We start from the raw sequence: 19,967 nt of genomic DNA, 5'->3' as shown, positions 1-19,967 counted from the left end.
TGACAGCAGGCGATTCAACGTTGTGATTACTCAAAATCGACAAATAGGGAAGATGACTTTCGTTTATGTAAAAACGTACTTTCCGCAATCAACTGCAGTTTTTCGATCGTTGAATCTTAGAATGAAATCAAAAAAACTCAAAACATGAGAAGCTGTTTCGAGATTTTTTTCTTTAAGGAACGAATCAATTCATGCTTCTCGCAACCTGTTACACGGCGTTTAAGAAGCGACTCTTCGTTTATCAGAGATTGTTTAATAAAGTGATATTAAACAATCTTCTCTCATCTTGATAGAGTTCCTTTCTTCTTCAACGACCTTTTTTAGGAGAGATTTTATGAAAGTACATCAAGCAGAAATAGTGATTAGTGCAGTTGCACCAAAACAATACCCAGAATCTGATTTACCTGAAATTGCTTTGGCAGGGCGTTCAAATGTCGGGAAGTCTTCTTTTATCAATACGTTGATTGACCGAAAGAATTTAGCTCGCACTTCGGGAAAACCAGGTAAGACCCAAACATTGAATTTTTATTTGATTGAAAATGCGTTACACTTTGTCGATGTCCCTGGTTATGGTTATGCCAAAGTATCAAAGACTGAACGTGCAAAATGGGGTAAAATGATCGAAACATATATTACGACCAGAGAGCAGTTGCGAGCAGTCGTTTCTTTAGTCGATTTACGTCACAAACCTTCCCAAGAAGATATCCAGATGTATGAATTTTTGAAATATTACGATATTCCAGTGATTGTCGTAGCGACTAAAGCGGATAAGATACCACGAGGAAAATGGAACAAGCATGAAAGTGAAATCAAAAAAGCGTTGGATTTTGATAATAATGATCAGTTTATTTTATTTTCTTCTGTCACAAAGCAAGGAAAAGAAGAAGCTTGGCAGGCAATTGAAGAAGCAATTTCAGAATAAAAAACTAGTAGCAGACGAAGGACTCAAAGAGGAGAACATTCGCTTGCTACTAGTTTTTTTCTATTTTTTTGTCTGTTCTTTTTTTTCGTCATTTTTTGGTTTCAAAAAGCGATCGATTTCTTCTTTTGAAGCAACTGTTTTTTCTGGATCAACAGCAAAGGATTCAAATAATTTATCAAGATTATCTGTACGTTCAAATTTAAGCCCCAAATTATTCACCTCTTTGATTATTTGTTTCTATTCTACCATGGATAGTTACTAAAATAATTGGAAGTCGTTAAATTTTAGTTTTTTCTTATGCTTGGTTATAATTTAATTATAAAATACTTTGAAAGGAGTGAGAGCAGAGTGGAAGAACAACAATTATTAATGACGATTCAATTAACCGATTTGAATCAAAGTCAAAGAGAAAATGAATTGGAAGATTGGTTCTTTTTTATTCGGATGATGTTTAGTCCCTCATTTTTTCAGACTTCTCGTCAGACAGCACGAATATTTGAATGGACAACCTTTAAAAAGGAAGCAATGCAGGAATCTCAGTTCGCATTTGGTTGGCTGACTGTAAAAAATGAAAGGAATGAGTGTCGTTTTCATTTTGATGGTCAACAATTGATCATTAAGAATATTTTGGAGAAGAATATTTTCTTACAACATGAATCGGTGATCAGAGATTATATCCAGCTTAAAATGGATAAAAATGGCGTATTTGCTTACTTACGTTCATACAATGAATTTAAGTATCATAATATTAAAGAAATTGAAGAACGGTTGAAGTTTGAAACACAAGAAGCTATTGATAAGTTGCCAAAGATGAGAGAACGATCGGGAGCGGTTGTGATTGATTGTAATCAATTGCCTGGTTACGATCTATCTCATGAGGGATTATGTTTTACTTCTTGTTGGGAAATGTATTACAGCTCTTACTACTATCGCATCATTCCGAAACAAGTATTTTTAGATGTCCAACAAGTGGAATTTGTAAAAGAGAAACAAAATGGTGTGATCTGTATTCAATTATATCGTGACCCTTTCAAATGGGCCGAGGAAACAAATCGACATTTTCAGACCTATTATCGCGACCAATTGGGATTTGATCATCTTTCTTGGGACAATGGTGTTGGGCTTTTGAAAGCCCCGTACATTGAGTATGCTTATACCGATCAAAGTATTCAATCTGTTCAATACCAAAATGAAAGAATGCAACCGACTCAGAAAAAGGATGCGACGTTCTTCGTTACTCGAAGTTATAATTTTGTCAATGATGAATACCACGAAAAGCGAGTAAGAGGGCGGTTGAATACACAAGCTTATTTTCCTTGGGTAGATGAGCAGCGGGCGCAGATGATGTTTTACAAAGTGATTGATCCCCGTATTTCTTTAGATGATGGGATCGAAGCTTATTGCTACTATATAAGAGAATACTTAGAGATCGCAGTTGACGATGAAAAATATCAAGAATATTTAGTTACTTTACGATTATACGTACCTACTGAAAATTTGACACAGCTCCCATTGAATGAAATTCGCGAAAAACTATCAGATATTCAGTTTAAGCGAATAAGAAAAAGACGAGGACGTTTAAGCTTTGACGTGAAAAAAGGTGTAAATCATCTTAGAGTAGAAATCTATGATTATCCAAAGTTAAACAAATTTGCGACATTACAAAAAATTTGAGGTGATCACATGGATAAACACTTATATTATCGGGTCATGTTACCTACAGCATTTGTAGCTTTTTTGATGTTCTTTCTTCCCAACATCCCTGTACGATCAATTTTGGGCTTTATCATTATGTTCATTGGATTAGGAAGGTACTATTATTTAGTGCATAGAAAATAAAGCATATAAAAGGTTGTGGAAGAATCATACAGCGAATACCGTTTGTACTTCTTTACAACCACTCAAGAGTCTGGACCAGTTGAAAGTTCAGACTCTTTTTTGAATGTTTTAGATTGTCTATGAATGTTTTTGAATGATTTTTATTGATTAATAAAAAGAATTATGCTACTATATGTCGTGAGGTGATCGTGGAAATGCTTACAGAAGAGCGCAGACAAAAAATACTACACTTGTTAGAACAAAATAAAATAGTGAAATCTCAAGATTTAGTAACACTTCTAAACGCTTCTGAATCAACGATTAGACGTGATTTGCAAGAGTTGGAGAATGATGGTCTGTTAGAAAGAATCCATGGTGGCGCGAAAAAAGGGCAACTTTTAGGGTTTGAACAGAATATGAGTGAAAAAACGCTCAAAAACGTTCAAGAAAAACAAACAATCGCTCGATTAGCAGCTCAATTAATCAATGACGATGACGTTATTTATTTAGATGCTGGGTCCACGACGTTAGAAATGATCCCATATTTGCAAGAGAAAAAGGTAACGGTAGTAACTAATTCAGTGAAACATGCAGCTAGTTTGGTTGATTTGCAACTTCCCACCATCATATTAGGTGGACAAGTTAAATTATCAACAAATGCTGTACTAGGAAATAGTACAATCAGCCAGTTAAAAAATTTCTATTTTAATAAAGTGTTTATGGGAATGAACGGTGTTGACTTGAACCGTGGATTTACAACGCCAGATCCGGAAGAAGCAGCCGTGAAACGTCTAGCAATGGCAAATGCGGAAGAAAGTTTCGTCCTGATTGATCATTCTAAGTTCAACAAGCTTAGTTTCACTTCTGTGGCACCTTTAGAAGCAGCCACGATCGTAACCGAACGTTGTCCATTGGAATTTGTTACCGATTATCGGGAACGGACAACTATCAAGGAGGCAGCTATACAATGATTTATACAGTAACATTAAATCCGTCGATTGACTTTATCGTACGTGTCGATGGATTAAAAATCGGGGAATTGAACCGAATGAAAGAAGACTTTAAAGTTCCTGGCGGAAAAGGGATCAATGTTTCTCGAATTTTGAAAAGAATTGACTCTGATTCGACAGCCCTTGGTTTTTTAGGAGGCTTTACAGGAAACTTTATCGCAGAGTGGTTGGAAAAAGAAACAATCCAAACTTCTTTTACAACAGTTCAATCAGATACTCGGATCAATATCAAATTAAAATCTGATTCTGAAACGGAGATCAATGGTTTAGGCCCAACGATCTCAGATGAAGAAATCCAATCATTCAAGCAAGCGCTAAGTGTTGTGAACAAAGGGGACATCGTTGTCTTATCTGGTAGTACTCCTGCCAGCTTAAGAAAAGGGTTCTATCAAGAATTGATTGAGATCATTCGTGAAAAAGAAGCAGACTTTGTGATTGATACAACTGGGGATGATCTAAAAAATTCTCTTGCTAAAAGACCATTGTTGATCAAACCTAATAACCATGAATTAGCCGAATTATATCAGACACACTTTGATCGTGTGGAAGAGATTTTGCCATATGGTAAGAAACTATTAGCTGAAGGGGCACAAAATGTCTTGATATCAATGGCGGGAGATGGTGCCTTGTTATTTACTAATGAAGGTGCTTACCGATCAAACGTATTAGTTCGCCCGTTAAAAAACTCGGTTGGTGCAGGAGATTCAATGATTGCTGGATTTATTGGTGCTTATAGCAAAAATCAAGATCCAGTGGAAGCATTTAAATGGGGAGTCGCTTGTGGAAGTGCGACAGCATTTTCTGATGATTTAGCTTCTAGAGCATTGATTGATGAACTGTTACCAGAAGTTGAGATAACAAAAATAGATTCGTTTTCAGGAGGATTATCATGAATATCAAAGATTTAATGATCAAAGATGCAATGATCATGGACCTACAAGCAACTGATAAAAAAGGCGCAATTGATGAAATGGTCCAAAAAATGTTTGCTGCCGGAAGAATCTCAGATATTGAAACCTATAAAGAGGGGATTTTAGCACGAGAAGCGCAAACTTCTACCGGACTAGGTGACGGCATTGCGATGCCTCATGCAAAAAATGCAGCAGTAAAAGAAGCAACCGTACTATTTGCTAAAAGTAACAAAGGGGTCGATTATGAGGCATTAGATGGTCAGCCGACTTACCTATTCTTTATGATCGCAGCTCCAGAAGGCGCAAATGATACACACTTACAAGCTTTAGCTGCTTTATCCCGCCTTTTAGTGGATCCAGATTTTGTTGCAAAATTAAAAGAAGCAGATTCACCAGAAGCTGTACAAGAATTATTCCAAACAGCGGAAGATCAAAAAGCTGCAGAAGAAAAAGCAGAACAGGCAAAACAAGCTGAAGCTGCAACCGTTGATCCTAAGAGCAAGTTTGTTATTGCAGTAACCGCTTGTCCAACAGGAATCGCCCACACTTATATGGCGGAAGATGCTTTGAAGAAAAAAGCGAAAGAAATGGGCGTAGAGATCAAAGTTGAAACAAACGGATCAGAAGGCGTTAAAAACTTATTAACAGCTGAAGACATCGCTCGTGCGGATGGTGTAATCGTAGCTGCAGATAAAAAAGTTGCCATGGATCGTTTTGACGGGAAAGAACTTGTCAATCGTCCGGTTAGCGACGGGATTCGTAAGCCAGAAGAACTGATCAATCTTGCTTTAAGCGGTACTGCACCAGTTTATCATGGACAAGGGAAAGATACTGGTTCTGATGAAGGAAATGCAGAAGGAACCGTCGGTCAACGAATCTATAAAGATTTGATGAATGGTGTTTCTCATATGCTGCCGTTTGTTATTGGCGGTGGGATTGCGATTGCTCTTTCTTTCATGGTAGACCAATTTATGGGTGTACCACAAGAACAGCTTGCAAACCTTGGGAATTATAATCAAATTGCCAGCTGGTTCAACCAAATCGGTCAAGCTGCTTTTGGTTTCATGTTACCAGTTCTTGCTGGATTTATTGCTTCAAGTATCGGGGATCGCCCTGGTTTGATTGTTGGTTTTGCTGCTGGTGCATTAGCTAATACTGGCGGTGCAGGCTTCTTAGGGGCTTTGATCGGTGGTTTCTTAGCTGGATATGTCATTGTGTTCTTGCGTAAACTCTTCAAGAAATTACCTAAATCATTAGACGGAATCAAAACGATTCTCTTTTATCCCGTGTTTGGGTTGTTGATTACCGGGTTCTTGATGTTGTTGGTTAATGTACCGATGAAAGCAATCAATGATGCATTGAACGGATTTTTAACAAGCATGAGCGGTTCAAACGCTGCGTTACTTGGAGCTTTACTTGCAGGAATGATGGCTGCTGACTTAGGTGGACCAATTAATAAAGCGGCTTATGTTTTCGGTACAGCTACGCTAGCAACAACTGTTGCGACTGGCGGTAGTGTCGTGATGGCTTCTGTTATGGCTGGTGGGATGGTTCCACCATTAGCAATTTTTGTTGCTACTCGTTTATTCAAAAATAAATTTAGTAAAACAGATCAAGATGCTGGTCTAACGAATATTGTGATGGGCTTGTCCTTTGTAACAGAAGGATCGATCCCATTTGCAGCAGCTGATCCGATCCGCGCCATTCCAAGTTTCATTATTGGCTCTGCTCTAACAGGTGGTTTAGTTGGTGCTTTCGGTATCAAATTACTTGCTCCTCATGGTGGGATTTTCGTTGTATTCTTGTTAAGTCATCCAGTCTTGTACTTAGCATTCATCGCTATTGGTGCAATCGTTTCTGGTGTGATTTATGGTTTACTAAGAAAATCACCAACAGTAACAACAGCATAATTTTCAATTTATAAATATGAGACCTTCTTACGGAATTTAACAATAATTTTCGTAAGAAGGTTTTTTTGTGAGATTAAATGCAAATTTTTTGAAAATTAAAAAATGGAAAGCGAAATTGACCAATAGATGCATAAATATAGGATTTGTGATTAGAAATTAGTTATTTATTGACGGATATAAATGTGTATAGTATCATTTTTTTGTAATCTAATGTTAATCAAAAGCGCTTTTATATAAAAAAGAATGGTTATAGAGGAGGGGAATATGAAAAAAAGTACAAAATGGGTTGTTTTATCGCTCTTTATTCTTTGTGCTAGTATTGTCCCAGTCAATGACTTTGATGCACAAGAAAATTCTGAGAATAGTTTAAATCTCCATGACAATGTGCAAACGAGCACAAGTGATGAGTACTCCGTTTCCTTTGAGACAACTACGGAAGAATCCCATGAAGATGTCAATAATCAAATCACCGAAGCATCAACAAGCAGCGAAGAAACAAAACAAGTGTTGGCAGAAAACGCTGAACTGTCCGACGAAATTGGTGCAATTAGTCCTTTAGTTGGAGAAGGATCATTAGAAAGTCCTTATACTGCAGCAACAGCAGATGAATTAATTAGGGTAATGAGTGAGATCAATAATGATTCAGGTTCGGGAACCTATTATGTTGCTTTGACAGCAGACATCGTGTATACAGATGCGGATGTTTTTGAGTTTTATAAAAATGTCGAGATCGATGGTCAAAATCATCATATGCTATATACCAACGCTTCCAACTCAACTGCTTCGAATACTGGCTATCGAGTGAAGATTAGTGGATTAAGAATCAAATTGAAAAACATGAATTTTGGAAGCGCGACACTAACTGATGAAAATGGCGTTATCTATGGCAACCAATCTTACTACGGGATCTTAGGGGCTGGAAGTTTATCTGTCCTCTCATTTGACGCGGTTTTTGAAAACGTCAATTATTATGGCAAGACCGGGGCGCAACCACTTCTAGCTTGGCATACAGAATCCACCTTCACCTTTGAGGGGAAAAATGAATTTGTCAGTGAAGCAGGAGCAAACAGCGAAGAGTTCATGGAAGGAAACAACATTACATTTGCGAAAGATTCGACGACGATTATCAATCACCAAACGAGTACGAATCTCGCTTTGTTTTATGGTTCAGCTTCTGGCGGATCGGGTGATCGGAAAATACGAGTCACTCTTGAAGAAAATGCGAATGTGCAATTGACATCAAGCAAAGATTATTTTTCTTATGATGGGACAGGATTAATTTTTACGATTGGTCAAAATGCTAAATTTTTGTATGAACAAACAGGTAACAAGCCAATGAATTTTACGAATGGTCAAGCAGCAGAAATCAATTTTGGCGCTAATTCACAAACTTCAATGATCAGCCAAGGCAGATTCAATTCAAATGGAAATGTTGTAATGAATGCGGATGAGCCCGATTTTGTTCGTTTTCAAAATACTTCTAATACCAACGGCTTGTTTGCTAGAAATATGACATTTAACCGGATCGATGGAGTAGCAGGAGAAATAGGAGGCTATCAATTTAGCTATTTAGCAACTGATCAAAGTTTACAAAAAAAGGAAGTAGTAGGAGCTGGTACAGCTACATTAAATGACAGTTACTTTACAAATACAGCTCTAAAACAAGCAATCTATCAAAAAAAAATCAATATTACCGATTGGAAAGCACAGCCGAGTGTAGCGGTCGGACAAAGTCAATTAGACACTACGATCAATGCTTATGAGCCAGCCAGTCGGATAGGAAAGGCAACGACGTTTAAATTAAGTACGAAACAACTTTGGAGTGAAACCGATTTAACGACTGAGGAAGCACAACAACAAGTTGAGCTTGCTGATGAAAATACAGATGGGATGATCGCAGTCGAAGAAACCGCGGGAATGACATGGACAAAAGAAAAACTACCAGCTGGAACTTATTTTGTCTATACAAAAATAGCTGGTGCCGTCAACGATGATCCCGAACTTCAAGCCTATTTAACTGAAAGCCTTTGGGTAGAACAACAGGTGGAAGTAGTCAAAAGTCCATTAAGTGTGGAAGTACCTTTAGAAATGATATTTGAATCGAAAACAGAAGGTGCATTCGACACGGCATCTTCGACCAAACCAATCATTAGTTCGAGTAACTATCCTATTGATTTTACGATTGGCACGGTTCAAGATCTTACAGCTGATTCATCAGTTGTGCTAGTCAATCAATTTTCTGGCGGAAATCATAACGAGTTGATTCTTAATCTTGTTGCCACTGATGGGACAACGATGGGACCGTTGGTTGTCGGGCAAAATAATGTGGACAGATTGGAAATTGCCCCTTTTTTAACAGAACCAATTGAACTTTATTTAGCTGGAGAATTTTCAGGAAACATTTTACAAAAATATTATCCTAGTTATGCCTTTACTTATCAACTATCAGCTAAAGAATAAAGGAGAAAAGCAATGGAAGAAACAAAACGGAAAAAACAAAAACAGGTACTACTCATTCTACTAGGATTATTGTTGTTGCTAAGTGGCTGGCTAGTGTACCGCTATTATCTTCAAGCAAAACCAGAGCCCGTTACTATTGTTAGTGGCGAATTTTTACCCGCTGGGAAAGATGCCCAAAAAATCTCTGACTCTGAAAAGAAAAAAATTGCGCAGGTTGCAGTAGATAAAAGCAAATTCAATTTAGTTATCTCACCTGAAGCGAAAATCGATCGACAAACAGGGAGCGGCGAATTGATGATAAAAAATCCCAGTGAAAATGGCTATCCGATCAATGTAGAAATTAGAGAAAAAAAGAACAATCAACTTGTTTATACTTCCGGTGCGATTCAGCCCGGGTATGAAATAAAAAATGTCACGTTGGAACAGGCATTAGAAAAGGGGGAGTATCCATCAGTTGCTTTATTTAGTTTGTATGACCCAGACACCAACGAAAAAAAAGGTCAAGTGGCTGCAGGAGTTACATTAACAGTTGAATAAAAAATAAAAGGGGTTTATTGATATGATGAAAAAAGTACTTGTAAGTATGTTGTTTAGTGGGAGTTTTGTTGGATTTGTTGCGCCCGCAATGGTTCAAGCGGAAGACGTGATTGGTGTTGACCAAGCCGATATTCAAATCAATGGTACGATTGGATTAGATAACACAGATCCAGAAGAAGCGATTGAGGAAAGTCATGACAATTGGATCAATGTGACATTAGATACAGCGACCATATTCTATAACGTAAGCGGGCGAAATGATATTGAATCTCCAACCTATACTATTGAAAATAAATCGGGACGTCCAGTTGATGTATCCATTGCAGATTTCGCGCAAACAAATGCCGAAAGTATCACAGAAATTTCTAGTCTAAATCTTGTTTCTCCAGCAGCAACGAACACTTCCTTGATCGCCGCAGGAACACTCACAGATTTTGCGACGACACCAGTCAAACTCTTTACATTAGCAAACAATGAAGGAAAACTAACTGCAAATGGTACCGCAAATAATGCTTTTTCGACCACCTTCAATTATGCTGGAACAGTATCTTCTACCACAGCAACCAAGAGTACACCAACGTTCAATTTGACGTTGCAATTAGATGCTGTATCTTGGACAGCAGCGCCTTAAACTGATTAAAAAAGTTAGAAGGGATAATATGAAGGCAACACTTGACGTAAAAGGATCACTTGGAATTGATGCCGAACTGCCAAATGACCAGCAAGAAAGTGCAGGGGCTCAAAAACCAGGTTATGTGATTAAAACAGAAGTAAAAACGATGAGTACCTTCCCCAAAACAACGGACACAGACAGTTTAATGATTAGTTTCTTGGGAATATTCCTTGTAGGAGTAACAATTACAGTGAAGTATTTTTGGGGAAATAAAGAAAGAGAATAAGATGAAAAGTTTATTTAAAGATAAAGATACTGGTTGTATTTCCCTATAAAATAAAAATTTGCTCTTACCACTAGCATACTGGCTAATCGTAAGAGCAAATTTTTATTGCCTAAAAGGCTTGTTTCGTCGTTAAAATCGAAGAGCGAGCAACAATCGTTTTCCGTACGCTTGAAAGATGACGTTCATCGGTTAAGATGACTAAAATGTCGCCAACATTCATGATTGTATCCCCATGAGTCAAAATCTCTTTATTTCCTCTAATAATGGAAACGAGTAACATATGTTTTGGCCAATTGAAATCTCTGACCATTCGTCCATCCAATGTACTTTCCGCAGTGATTGGAAAATCAAAGGTTGTTTTGCCGACTAATATTGGTTGTTTTTCTTGTTGAATCAATCGCTCGAGTAAAGATTCGTAAATCGGATTGCCTCCTAATAAATCATTGCTAACGTAAGCGAAGAGTGAAACGACACCTAAAGGCATCAAATGATTCAAAGAACCGACCATCTCCGTTACTAAGATAATTGCAGTCAACGGGGCTTTTCCGATTGCTGTAAAGTAACCTGCCATCGCAATCACGAGAAAGTCTTTGACATAAATCGGATTCATACCAACTAAGTTCACTAAAGCCCCTCCATAAAATGCTCCAATCAGCGCACCTAAAGTTAGGATTGGTAAAAAAATCCCGCCCGGTAAACTGGCGCCATATGAAACCATAGAAAAGAAAAACCGTAAGATAAACAGACCTGCAATCAATGTTAATGGGTAAAAGGCATGTCCTGAAGTGATGATGATCTGGTTTCCGCCCCCTAGGATTGTTGGCCAAAAATAGCCAATCGGCAAAACTAAAAGAAAAGGAACGATTCCGTGAAAGTGTGCAGGAATCGGCAGCTTTCGATAAAATTTTGGTAAGCTTAGCAAAACGATTTGATAAATATACCCTAGCACACCGAGAATAATACCTAGAATAATTAAAAAACCATAATATTTTAACGGTAAAGACGGAATTTTTCCTAGAGACAATACAGGTTTCAAACCGAAAAAATAAAGTGACACAAAATTAGCAGTGATCGCTGATGTAAAGGATGTCAGCCAAACTAATGGAGAGAAAGAATGATGGATTTCTTCTAAAACAAATAATAACCCAGCAATCGGTGCATTAAATGCTGCTGCTAATCCCGCACTCGCTCCGCTAGAGATAAGAATTTTCTTTTCAGCTGAAGAGCTGTTTAATAATTGGCTTGTTCCTTCACCAACCACTGCGCCTAACTGGATTGATGGACCTTCTCGACCTAAGAATAAACCGGAGCCAACCGATAACACGCCTCCAATAAATTTTTTCCATAGAACAGAAAACCATGAGACTGTTAATTCTCCTTGTAATTGTCCTTCAACTTGGGGAATGCCGCTTCCTTTAATATCGGGATCGCTTTTGATAAGAAATCCCACAAAAATAGCAATAATAATTGAAGCTGCTAAGATAAATGCTAAATATAAAGGTTCTTGTTGACTATGAAGGTAAACTTGTTCGGTCAATTCACCAAATTTCTCAATCGCCAAGCGAAAAATGCTAACGATACCGCCAGTGAGCAACCCAACTAAGACCCCTTTTAAAATATAATATAGTTGCGTTTTGTCGACATGTTTAAATAATGTTTTTGCTTTCATTGCTAATCCCTCGTTTCAATTTAATTTAGCGTGATTTTTTCTTTTTTACAAGAGGAAAAGAAAAGAAAAAATTTTTTCATTGCAAATTCATCGCTTTGCAAACAAATTTTCATTTCGATTGCAGTGATCAGATTGCGGTTATTACTACCCTATTCATAGATAATATATGCTTTAATGAAAGCTGGGGAAATGCTATAATTAAACGGATTGATAAAAGAAAGGATGTTGTAAATGTCATCCAAAAGTGAATTATTGAATGGGATGAATCCTCGACAAAAAGAAGCGGTTCTTCATACCGAGGGACCACTATTATTGATGGCCGGTGCAGGTAGTGGGAAAACGAGGGTCTTGACCCACCGAATTGCTTATTTGATTGAAGAAAAGGAAGTAAATCCGTGGAACATCCTAGCGATTACTTTTACCAATAAAGCCGCTAAAGAGATGAAGGAGCGGGTAAATGCCATTTTAGAATATGGTGGCGAAGATGTTTGGGTATCGACTTTCCATTCCATGTGTGTGCGTATCTTAAGAAGAGATGTCGATTTCATCGGTTACAACCGAAATTTTACCATTATCGATTCTTCTGAACAGTTGTCTTTAATGAAACGTATCTTAAAAGAATTGAATATTGATCCGAAAAAATACGATCCAAGAAGTATACTTGGAACGATTTCGCAAGCAAAAAACAACTTGCAAAACCCTCAGGAGTTTGCCAAGTTGCAGGGAAGTTACTATGAAGAAATTGCAGCTAAGTGTTACGTAGCTTATCAAAAAGAATTACAATATAACCAATGTATGGATTTTGATGACTTGATTATGAATACCATTCGGTTATTTGAAGAGCATCCTGATTCTTTGACTTATTATCAAAATAAATTCCATTACATCCATGTGGATGAATACCAAGACACGAACCATGCACAATATACTTTAGTTAATCTACTCGCCCAAAGATTCCAAAATTTATGTGTTGTGGGGGATGCTGATCAAAGTATTTACGGTTGGCGTGGCGCTGATATGCAAAATATTTTGGATTTTGAAAAAGATTATCCGAATGCCACAGTCATTTTATTAGAGCAAAACTACCGTTCGACTAAAACAATTTTAAGTGCTGCCAACCAAGTGATCGAAAATAATAGCAATCGAAAGCCAAAAAATCTTTGGACAGAAAACCGGGAAGGAAATAAAATCACTTACTACCGTGCAGATAACGAGCGAGATGAAACACGTTTCATCGTGGATCGTATGCAAGAGCAAATTCGTGAAAATCAACGGAATTATGGCGACTTTGCGATTTTGTATCGAACCAATGCTCAGTCTCGTGTGATGGAAGAAACCTTACTAAAAGCGAATATTCCTTATAAAATGGTGGGCGGACATAAGTTCTACGACCGTAAAGAAATTAAGGATATTTTAGCGTATTTGAATGTGATTGCGAATCCTCAAGACTCAATCAGTTTTGAACGGATCGTTAATTCGCCTAAACGCGGGATCGGACCTGGCTCAATCGAGAAATTAAGAAGTTTTGCGACGATCCACCAATGGCCACTCCTTGAAGCGGCGCAAAATGTTGATTTAACTAACATTGGTGGAAAAGCCGGTCAACAATTAGCAGTTTTTGGCGATATGATCAATGACGTCACACAAATGGTTCCCTATCTAACAGTGACCGAACTGACAAAAGAAATCTTAGAACGTAGTGGGTATCTAGAGGACTTAAAAATTCAAAATACTTTAGAATCACAAGCAAGAATCGAAAACTTGGAAGAATTTTTAACCGTTACTCAAGAATTTGATAAACAATTTGAAAAACAAAATGAAGAAAATGCGGATGCACCAGAAGAAAAATTAACTGTATTTTTAAATGACTTGGCCTTAGTTTCTGACATCGATAATTTAGAAGAAGAAACTACCCAAGTGACATTGATGACTTTGCATGCCGCAAAAGGTCTTGAATTTCCAGTCGTCTTTCTGATTGGTTTGGAAGAAGGAGTTTTCCCATTGTCACGAGCCTTGATGGAAGAAAGCGAATTGGAAGAAGAACGAAGACTTGCTTATGTCGGGATCACGAGAGCAGAAGAAGCACTCTACCTGACCAATGCTTTTTCCCGTACCTTATATGGCAGGACGCAATATAATCGACCTTCTCGCTTTGTAGAAGAGATCGATCAAGAATTATTAGAAGTCCAAGGCATGCGGCCAACGCCAAAACAAACGAGTCCTTTTACGAGCAGAACAGCTAAACCAGCCTACAAACAACCAGTAACAACTGTTGTTTCTTCAAAAACAGCAACTGGTGGAGAAAGCAATAGCTGGAAAGCAGGCGATAAAGTCAATCATAAAAAATGGGGGATCGGAACAGTGGTAAGGGTAAATGGTACTGCCAAAGATTTAGAATTGGACGTGGCATTTCCTAGTCAAGGTGTGAAACGGTTGTTAGCAGCATTTGCGCCAATTGAAAAAGTTTAAACAGGGGGGATAAACGATGGAACATGAAATGACAATTGATGATGCTGCAAAACGAGCAGAAGAACTACGATCTCGGTTAAATCGTTGGTCCAGAGAATATTATGTTGAAGATAAACCAACTGTCGAAGATTATGTTTATGATCAAGAATATGCTGAATTAGTAGCAATTGAAGAGCAATATCCTGATTTAATCACTTCGGATTCACCAACTCAGCGAGTAGGGGGGAAAGTTCTCAGTGGGTTTGAAAAAGTGACTCATGATATTCCGCTTTATAGTTTGAATGACGTATTTAGCAAAGACGAACTCTTTGCCTTTGATCAACGTGTCCAAAAAGCGATTGGTCGCCCTGTTGATTACTGCTGTGAGTTAAAAATTGATGGTTTATCGGTTTCCTTGCGCTATGAAAATGGCGAATTTGTTCGTGGTGCAACAAGAGGAGATGGGACGGTTGGCGAAAATATCACAGAAAATCTAAAAACAGTTCGTTCTGTCCCATTGAAGTTGAAAGATGCTATCAGTATCGAAGTCCGGGGCGAATGTTTTATGCCCAAAAAATCATTTGTGCAATTAAATCAAGCAAGAGAAGCAGAAGGAAAAGATATTTTTGCAAATCCTCGAAATGCAGCTGCAGGATCACTGAGACAACTGGACTCTAAAATTACTGCAAAACGTAATTTGGATACTTTTTTATATACGGTAGCGGATTTTGGACCGATGAAAGCGACAACCCAATATGATGCTTTAGAAGAATTAGAACAGATCGGTTTCCATACGAATCACGAAAAGCGTTTGTGTCATTCGATTGATGAAGTTTGGTCATTTATTGAAGAATACCATGAAAAACGAATGGACTTAACCTATGAAATTGATGGGATCGTCATCAAAGTGAATGAATTTTCTTTACAGGACCAATTAGGTTTTACTGTCAAAGCACCTCGTTGGGCAACAGCGTATAAATTCCCACCGGAAGAAGTAGAAACGAAGATCGAAGAAATCGAATGGACGGTTGGGCGGACTGGTGTTGTGACACCTACAGCGATTATGACTCCGGTACGAGTGGCTGGGACGACAGTTAGTCGAGCAAGTCTGCATAACGGGGATTACATCAAGTTAAAAGATATAAGGTTGCACGATATTGTTCGTATCTACAAAGCAGGAGATATTATCCCTGAAGTAGCACAAGTCGTGTTGGATCAACGACCTGCTGATAGCGAACCTTATGTTTTACCAACACATTGCCCGATCTGTCATAGTGAATTAGTTCATCTTGATGAAGAGGTTGCTCTTCGTTGTATCAATCCGAAGTGTCCAGCCCAAATCAAAGAAGGATTGAATCATTTTGTTTCACGTAACGCCATGAATATCGATGGCCTAGGACCAAGAGTATTGGCACAGATGTATGATAAACAACTAGTTACAGATGTGGCTGATCTTTACAAGCTGACGGAAGAGGAATTGCTGACGTTAGATAAAATCAAAGAAAAATCAGCCAATAATATATTGACAGCGATCCACGATAGTAAGGATAATTCGGTCGAAAGATTGATATTTGGCTTAGGGATTCGCCACGTCGGCTCCAAGGCAGCGAAGATATTAGCAGAGCATTTTGGCGATCTGGAAACATTAAGTAAAAGTGACTTTGAATCGATCATTGCGCTAGACACGATCGGCGATACGATTGCTGATAGCGTAGTGACTTATTTCAGTAATGAAGAGGTCCATGACTTGATGTCCGAACTAAAACAAGCAGGTGTCAACTTTGAGTATAAAGGGATTCGTTCTTCACAGATCGAAACGATCGACTCACCTTTTAAAGAAAAAACAGTGGTTTTAACAGGGAAATTGACTCGTTTTACGCGTGAAGAAGCAAAAGAAACCATTGAAAATCTTGGAGGTAAGGTTACTGGCAGTGTGTCTAAGAAAACCGATATCGTGGTTGCAGGCGAAGACGCTGGTAGTAAGCTGACCAAAGCACAAGAACTAGGAATCGACGTATGGTCAGAAGAAAAAATGGCAGAAGCATTAGCTGACAGTCATTTTAATTAAGAAAATCTGATTTTTTTCAGACAAATTTCAAGAAACAATTTCAGATGGGAATCACTTATGTTAAAATAGAGAGCAAAGTTTTTAACTCGTTTAGAAAGAAGGGGTAGTATGGCGATCAGTGAAGAACAAGTAAAACACGTTGCCAAATTAGCAAAACTTGCGTTCGCAGATGAAGAACTTGCAAGTTTTACTGATCAATTAGGGAAAATCATTGATATGGTGGAAATGCTTGAGGAAGTTGATACAGAAGGTGTTCCATTTACATCAAATGTGGTTGAAACAGTGAACGTTATGCGACAAGACCGAGCAAGTGCTGGTTGGGATCGCGATGAATTATTGAGAAATGTACCAGAAAAAGAAGATGGCTTTATCAAAGTGCCAGCAATTATTGACAATGGGGAGGCTGGCGCATAATGACAAAACTATATGATCTTTCTTTAGAAGAATTGCACGCATTACTGGTTTCTAAAGAAATCACTGCACAAGATTTAACAAGAGCAACCTTTGAGCGAATCAAAGAAACTGAGCCAGAGATTGAAGCTTTTATTACATTGAATGAAGAAAAAGCTCTGGCACAAGCCAAAGCGTTAGATGAAAAAGGAATTGACGAAAATAATGTCTTAGCTGGGATTCCAATTGGGATCAAAGACAATATCGTTACCAAAGATCTGTTGACGACTGCAGCTTCCAAAATTCTTTATAATTTTGATCCTATCTATGATGCTACTGTCATGGACAAAGTGTATCAAGCAGATATGATTCCAGTTGGTAAATTGAACATGGATGAGTTTGCGATGGGAGGAAGTACAGAAACTTCTTACTTTAAGAAAACAAAAAATGCTTGGGACCATTCGAAAGTTCCTGGTGGTTCTTCTGGTGGTTCGGCTGCTGCAGTCGCTGCTGGACAAATCCCAGTTTCCTTAGGTAGTGATACAGGCGGAAGTATTCGCCAACCAGCTTCATTTAATGGAATCGTGGGAATGAAACCTACCTACGGACGTGTGTCACGTTTTGGTTTGATCGCCTTTGCCTCATCACTAGATCAAATCGGGCCAATGACTCGCAACGTCAAAGATAATGCATTAGCTTTAACAGCAATCAGTGGCTATGATGAAAAAGATGGCACATCTTCTGGTGTTTCTGTTCCTAATTTTGCCGAAGGATTAACTGGCGACATCAAGGGGATGAAGATTGCTTTACCAAAAGAATATCTTGGCGAAGGAGTCGCTCCTGGCGTAAAAGAAAACATTTTGAAAGCGGCAGAAACTTTCCGTTCATTAGGTGCAACCGTAGAAGAAGTAAGCTTGCCACATTCAAAATATGGGGTAGCAGTCTACTATATCATTGCCTCATCAGAAGCAAGTTCCAACTTACAACGTTTTGATGGTATTCGTTTCGGTTACCGTTCAGAAAATGTGAAGAACTTAGAAGATGTATATGTGAATTCACGTACTGAAGGTTTTGGCGAAGAAGTCAAACGTCGGATCATGTTGGGAACATTCTCATTAAGTGCTGGATATTATGATGCTTACTTTAAAAAAGCGGGTCAAGTTCGAACATTGATCAAACGTGATTTTGAAAAAGTCTTTGCAGACTACGATCTGATCATCGGCCCATCTTCTCCAACAGTGGCATTTGGTATCGGTGAAAACATTAACGATCCAATCACGATGTACATGAGTGACATCTTAACAATTCCTGTTAACTTAGCTGGTTTACCTGGAATGTCAGTTCCTGCGGGATTATCTGAGAATATGCCGGTTGGTTTACAAATCATTGGTAATTATTTTGATGAAAAAACAATGTACCAAGCAGCCTATGCTTTTGAACAAGCAACACAATTCCATAATCAAAAACCAGCAATTTTAGGAGGGAAAGGCGAATGAACTTTGAAACAATCATTGGGCTTGAAGTCCACGTTGAGTTAAAGACCAACTCAAAAATTTTCTCTCCAGCTCCTGCACATTTTGGAGCTGAACCAAACAGCAATACAAATGTGATCGACTGGGGATATCCTGGTGTTTTACCAGTAATGAATAAAGCAGCATTAGAATTCGGTATGCGAGCAGCACTCGCTTTGAACTGTGAAATTTCTAAAGACACACATTTTGATCGTAAAAATTATTTTTACCCAGATAATCCAAAAGCTTACCAAATCTCACAATTTGATCAACCCATTGGGCATGACGGTTGGATCGAGATCGAAGTTGAAGGTAAGAAAAAGAAAATACGGATCGAACGAGTTCACTTAGAAGAAGATGCTGGTAAGAACATGCATGGTATTGGTGGCTATTCTTACGTTGACTTAAACCGTCAAGGGACACCATTGATCGAGATCGTTTCTGAAGCTGATATGCGTTCACCAGAAGAAGCCTATGCTTATCTAGAAGCATTGCGTTCAATCATCCAATTTACTGAAGTTAGTGATGTGAAAATGGAAGAAGGTTCTATGCGCTGTGATGCCAATATTTCTTTACGACCTTATGGACAGGAAGAATTTGGAACAAAAGCAGAGTTGAAAAACTTAAACTCCCTTTCATTTGTTAAAAAAGGTCTAGCCTTTGAAGAAAAACGTCAAGCAAAAGTCTTACTTTCTGGTGGAGAAATCCAACAAGAGACACGACGTTTTGACGAAACAACTAATAAAACGATTTTGATGCGTGTCAAAGAAGGTTCTAGTGATTATCGTTATTTCCCTGAACCTGATATTCCTAAATTTGTGATTGACGATGAATGGATCCAAAAAGTGAAAGCAAGCTTGCCGGAAATGCCTGCCTCTCGTCGTCAACGTTATATCCAAGAATTAGGGTTACCAGAGTATGATGCAATGGTTCTAACTCTATCAAAAGAAATGTCTGACTTCTTTGAAGCGACTTTAGAGAATGGTGCGGATGCAAAACAGGCATCTAACTGGTTAATGGGTGAAGTATCTGCTTACTTGAACAGTGAGAAACTAGAATTAGCTCAAACGAACTTGACTCCTGAAAATCTAGCAGGCATGATTCGTCTGATTGCAGATGGTACGATTAGTTCTAAGATTGCGAAAAAAGTATTCCGAGAATTGATCACAAATGGTGGCGACGCACAAGATGTTGTTGAAAAAAATGGTTGGGTTCAGTTGTCTGATCCAAGCAAACTATTACCAATTATCAACGAAATCTTAGATAATAACCAACAATCAGTAGATGACTTCAAAAACGGAAAAGATCGTGCGGTTGGTTTCTTAGTAGGACAAATCATGAAATCAACTAAAGGTCAAGCCAATCCAGGTGTCGTTAATAAACTGTTGCAAGAAGAATTAGCAAAACGCTAGGA

General features: G+C 38.2%; 16 protein-coding genes. 14 read left to right on the top strand and 2 right to left on the bottom strand.

The window, feature by feature from the left end; genetic code table 11:
- Positions 1 to 334: 334 nt before the first annotated feature.
- A complete protein-coding gene (gene yihA, locus IGJ18_RS07925) occupies positions 335 to 922 on the top strand; it encodes a ribosome biogenesis GTP-binding protein YihA/YsxC (protein WP_010718969.1) in 588 nt (195 codons plus the stop codon).
- A gap of 60 nt (positions 923 to 982) precedes the next feature.
- On the opposite strand, the gene IGJ18_RS07920 is transcribed toward yihA, so the two are convergent.
- Positions 983 to 1,132: an SPJ_0845 family protein gene (locus tag IGJ18_RS07920; protein WP_010737727.1), complete on the bottom strand. Its 150-nt coding sequence runs from the start codon at positions 1,130 to 1,132 to the stop codon at positions 983 to 985.
- A gap of 159 nt (positions 1,133 to 1,291) precedes the next feature.
- Here IGJ18_RS07920 and IGJ18_RS07915 point away from each other — a divergent pair, with 159 nt between their 5' ends.
- The 8 genes from IGJ18_RS07915 to IGJ18_RS07880 all read left to right on the top strand — a co-directional run bounded on the left by IGJ18_RS07915 (position 1,292) and on the right by IGJ18_RS07880 (position 10,467).
- Entirely contained in the window at positions 1,292 to 2,596 is a 1,305-nt protein-coding gene (locus IGJ18_RS07915) for a hypothetical protein (protein WP_283397835.1), read from the top strand.
- A 359-nt stretch (positions 2,597 to 2,955) separates the two neighbouring features.
- Positions 2,956 to 3,711, top strand: coding sequence for a DeoR/GlpR family DNA-binding transcription regulator (locus tag IGJ18_RS07910; protein WP_010718973.1), 756 nt, complete (start codon positions 2,956 to 2,958; stop codon positions 3,709 to 3,711).
- Positions 3,708 to 4,643 (top strand): 1-phosphofructokinase, encoded by a 936-nt coding sequence (pfkB, locus tag IGJ18_RS07905; protein WP_010718974.1) that lies wholly within the window; start codon positions 3,708 to 3,710, stop codon positions 4,641 to 4,643. Before IGJ18_RS07910 ends, pfkB begins: the two co-directional genes overlap by 4 nt.
- Positions 4,640 to 6,571, top strand: a complete 1,932-nt coding sequence (locus tag IGJ18_RS07900) for a PTS fructose transporter subunit IIABC (RefSeq protein WP_438843133.1) — start codon at positions 4,640 to 4,642, stop codon at positions 6,569 to 6,571. Before pfkB ends, IGJ18_RS07900 begins: the two co-directional genes overlap by 4 nt.
- A 264-nt stretch (positions 6,572 to 6,835) precedes the next feature.
- Positions 6,836 to 9,031 carry a hypothetical protein gene (locus IGJ18_RS07895; RefSeq protein WP_438843132.1) on the top strand — a complete coding sequence of 732 codons (2,196 nt, stop codon included), beginning with the start codon at positions 6,836 to 6,838 and terminating at the stop codon, positions 9,029 to 9,031.
- Between the two features lie 12 nt (positions 9,032 to 9,043).
- Positions 9,044 to 9,568 (top strand): hypothetical protein, encoded by a 525-nt coding sequence (locus IGJ18_RS07890; protein WP_010718977.1) that lies wholly within the window; start codon positions 9,044 to 9,046, stop codon positions 9,566 to 9,568.
- Positions 9,569 to 9,590: 22 nt separating this feature from the next.
- A complete protein-coding gene (locus IGJ18_RS07885; RefSeq protein ID WP_010737721.1) occupies positions 9,591 to 10,199 on the top strand; it encodes a hypothetical protein in 609 nt (202 codons plus the stop codon).
- 28 nt (positions 10,200 to 10,227) lie between these two features.
- Positions 10,228 to 10,467 carry a hypothetical protein gene (locus IGJ18_RS07880; RefSeq protein ID WP_010718979.1) on the top strand — a complete coding sequence of 80 codons (240 nt, stop codon included), beginning with the start codon at positions 10,228 to 10,230 and terminating at the stop codon, positions 10,465 to 10,467.
- Between the two features lie 109 nt (positions 10,468 to 10,576).
- On the opposite strand, the gene IGJ18_RS07875 is transcribed toward IGJ18_RS07880, so the two are convergent.
- The gene (locus tag IGJ18_RS07875; RefSeq protein WP_010737720.1) at positions 10,577 to 12,136 is read right to left on the bottom strand and encodes a ClC family H(+)/Cl(-) exchange transporter; all 1,560 of its coding nucleotides are present in this window, start codon (positions 12,134 to 12,136) and stop codon (positions 10,577 to 10,579) included.
- Positions 12,137 to 12,367: 231 nt separating this feature from the next.
- On the opposite strand from IGJ18_RS07875, the gene pcrA reads away from it, so the two are divergent.
- The 5 genes from pcrA to gatB all read left to right on the top strand — a co-directional run bounded on the left by pcrA (position 12,368) and on the right by gatB (position 19,965).
- Complete coding sequence (gene pcrA / locus IGJ18_RS07870; RefSeq protein WP_063627213.1) at positions 12,368 to 14,605, top strand: DNA helicase PcrA; 2,238 nt, start codon at positions 12,368 to 12,370, stop codon at positions 14,603 to 14,605.
- A gap of 16 nt (positions 14,606 to 14,621) precedes the next feature.
- Positions 14,622 to 16,652, top strand: a complete 2,031-nt coding sequence (gene ligA, locus IGJ18_RS07865; RefSeq protein ID WP_438843131.1) for an NAD-dependent DNA ligase LigA — start codon at positions 14,622 to 14,624, stop codon at positions 16,650 to 16,652.
- Between the two features lie 108 nt (positions 16,653 to 16,760).
- The gene (gene gatC / locus IGJ18_RS07860; protein WP_010718983.1) at positions 16,761 to 17,066 is read left to right on the top strand and encodes an Asp-tRNA(Asn)/Glu-tRNA(Gln) amidotransferase subunit GatC; all 306 of its coding nucleotides are present in this window, start codon (positions 16,761 to 16,763) and stop codon (positions 17,064 to 17,066) included.
- Positions 17,066 to 18,538 carry an Asp-tRNA(Asn)/Glu-tRNA(Gln) amidotransferase subunit GatA gene (gene gatA / locus IGJ18_RS07855; protein WP_010718984.1) on the top strand — a complete coding sequence of 491 codons (1,473 nt, stop codon included), beginning with the start codon at positions 17,066 to 17,068 and terminating at the stop codon, positions 18,536 to 18,538. The genes gatC and gatA overlap by 1 nt, the downstream gene beginning before the upstream one ends.
- Positions 18,535 to 19,965: an Asp-tRNA(Asn)/Glu-tRNA(Gln) amidotransferase subunit GatB gene (gene gatB / locus IGJ18_RS07850; RefSeq protein ID WP_438843130.1), complete on the top strand. Its 1,431-nt coding sequence runs from the start codon at positions 18,535 to 18,537 to the stop codon at positions 19,963 to 19,965. Before gatA ends, gatB begins: the two co-directional genes overlap by 4 nt.
- Positions 19,966 to 19,967: the final 2 nt, after the last annotated feature.

Source organism: Enterococcus sp. AZ078 (assembly GCF_051714985.1).
Taxonomy (GTDB): Bacteria; Bacillota; Bacilli; order Lactobacillales; family Enterococcaceae; genus Enterococcus_B; species Enterococcus_B hirae.
This window is presented reverse-complemented; position numbering and strand designations above follow the sequence as displayed.

Bases quoted from the DNA above. Each gene is read 5' to 3' on its own strand.
- IGJ18_RS07885 (WP_010737721.1), top strand. From the start codon at position 9,591: ATGATGAAAAAAGTACTTGTAAGTATGTTGTTTAGTGGGAGTTTTGTT.
- pcrA (WP_063627213.1), top strand. From the start codon at position 12,368: ATGTCATCCAAAAGTGAATTATTGAATGGGATGAATCCTCGACAAAAA.
- IGJ18_RS07880 (WP_010718979.1), top strand. From the start codon at position 10,228: ATGAAGGCAACACTTGACGTAAAAGGATCACTTGGAATTGATGCCGAA.
- IGJ18_RS07910 (WP_010718973.1), top strand. From the start codon at position 2,956: ATGCTTACAGAAGAGCGCAGACAAAAAATACTACACTTGTTAGAACAA.
- IGJ18_RS07900 (WP_438843133.1), top strand. From the start codon at position 4,640: ATGAATATCAAAGATTTAATGATCAAAGATGCAATGATCATGGACCTA.
- IGJ18_RS07875 (WP_010737720.1), bottom strand. From the start codon at position 12,136: ATGAAAGCAAAAACATTATTTAAACATGTCGACAAAACGCAACTATAT.
- ligA (WP_438843131.1), top strand. From the start codon at position 14,622: ATGGAACATGAAATGACAATTGATGATGCTGCAAAACGAGCAGAAGAA.
- gatB (WP_438843130.1), top strand. From the start codon at position 18,535: ATGAACTTTGAAACAATCATTGGGCTTGAAGTCCACGTTGAGTTAAAG.
- gatC (WP_010718983.1), top strand. From the start codon at position 16,761: ATGGCGATCAGTGAAGAACAAGTAAAACACGTTGCCAAATTAGCAAAA.
- pfkB (WP_010718974.1), top strand. From the start codon at position 3,708: ATGATTTATACAGTAACATTAAATCCGTCGATTGACTTTATCGTACGT.
- gatA (WP_010718984.1), top strand. From the start codon at position 17,066: ATGACAAAACTATATGATCTTTCTTTAGAAGAATTGCACGCATTACTG.
- IGJ18_RS07895 (WP_438843132.1), top strand. From the start codon at position 6,836: ATGAAAAAAAGTACAAAATGGGTTGTTTTATCGCTCTTTATTCTTTGT.
- IGJ18_RS07890 (WP_010718977.1), top strand. From the start codon at position 9,044: ATGGAAGAAACAAAACGGAAAAAACAAAAACAGGTACTACTCATTCTA.
- yihA (WP_010718969.1), top strand. From the start codon at position 335: ATGAAAGTACATCAAGCAGAAATAGTGATTAGTGCAGTTGCACCAAAA.
- IGJ18_RS07915 (WP_283397835.1), top strand. From the start codon at position 1,292: ATGACGATTCAATTAACCGATTTGAATCAAAGTCAAAGAGAAAATGAA.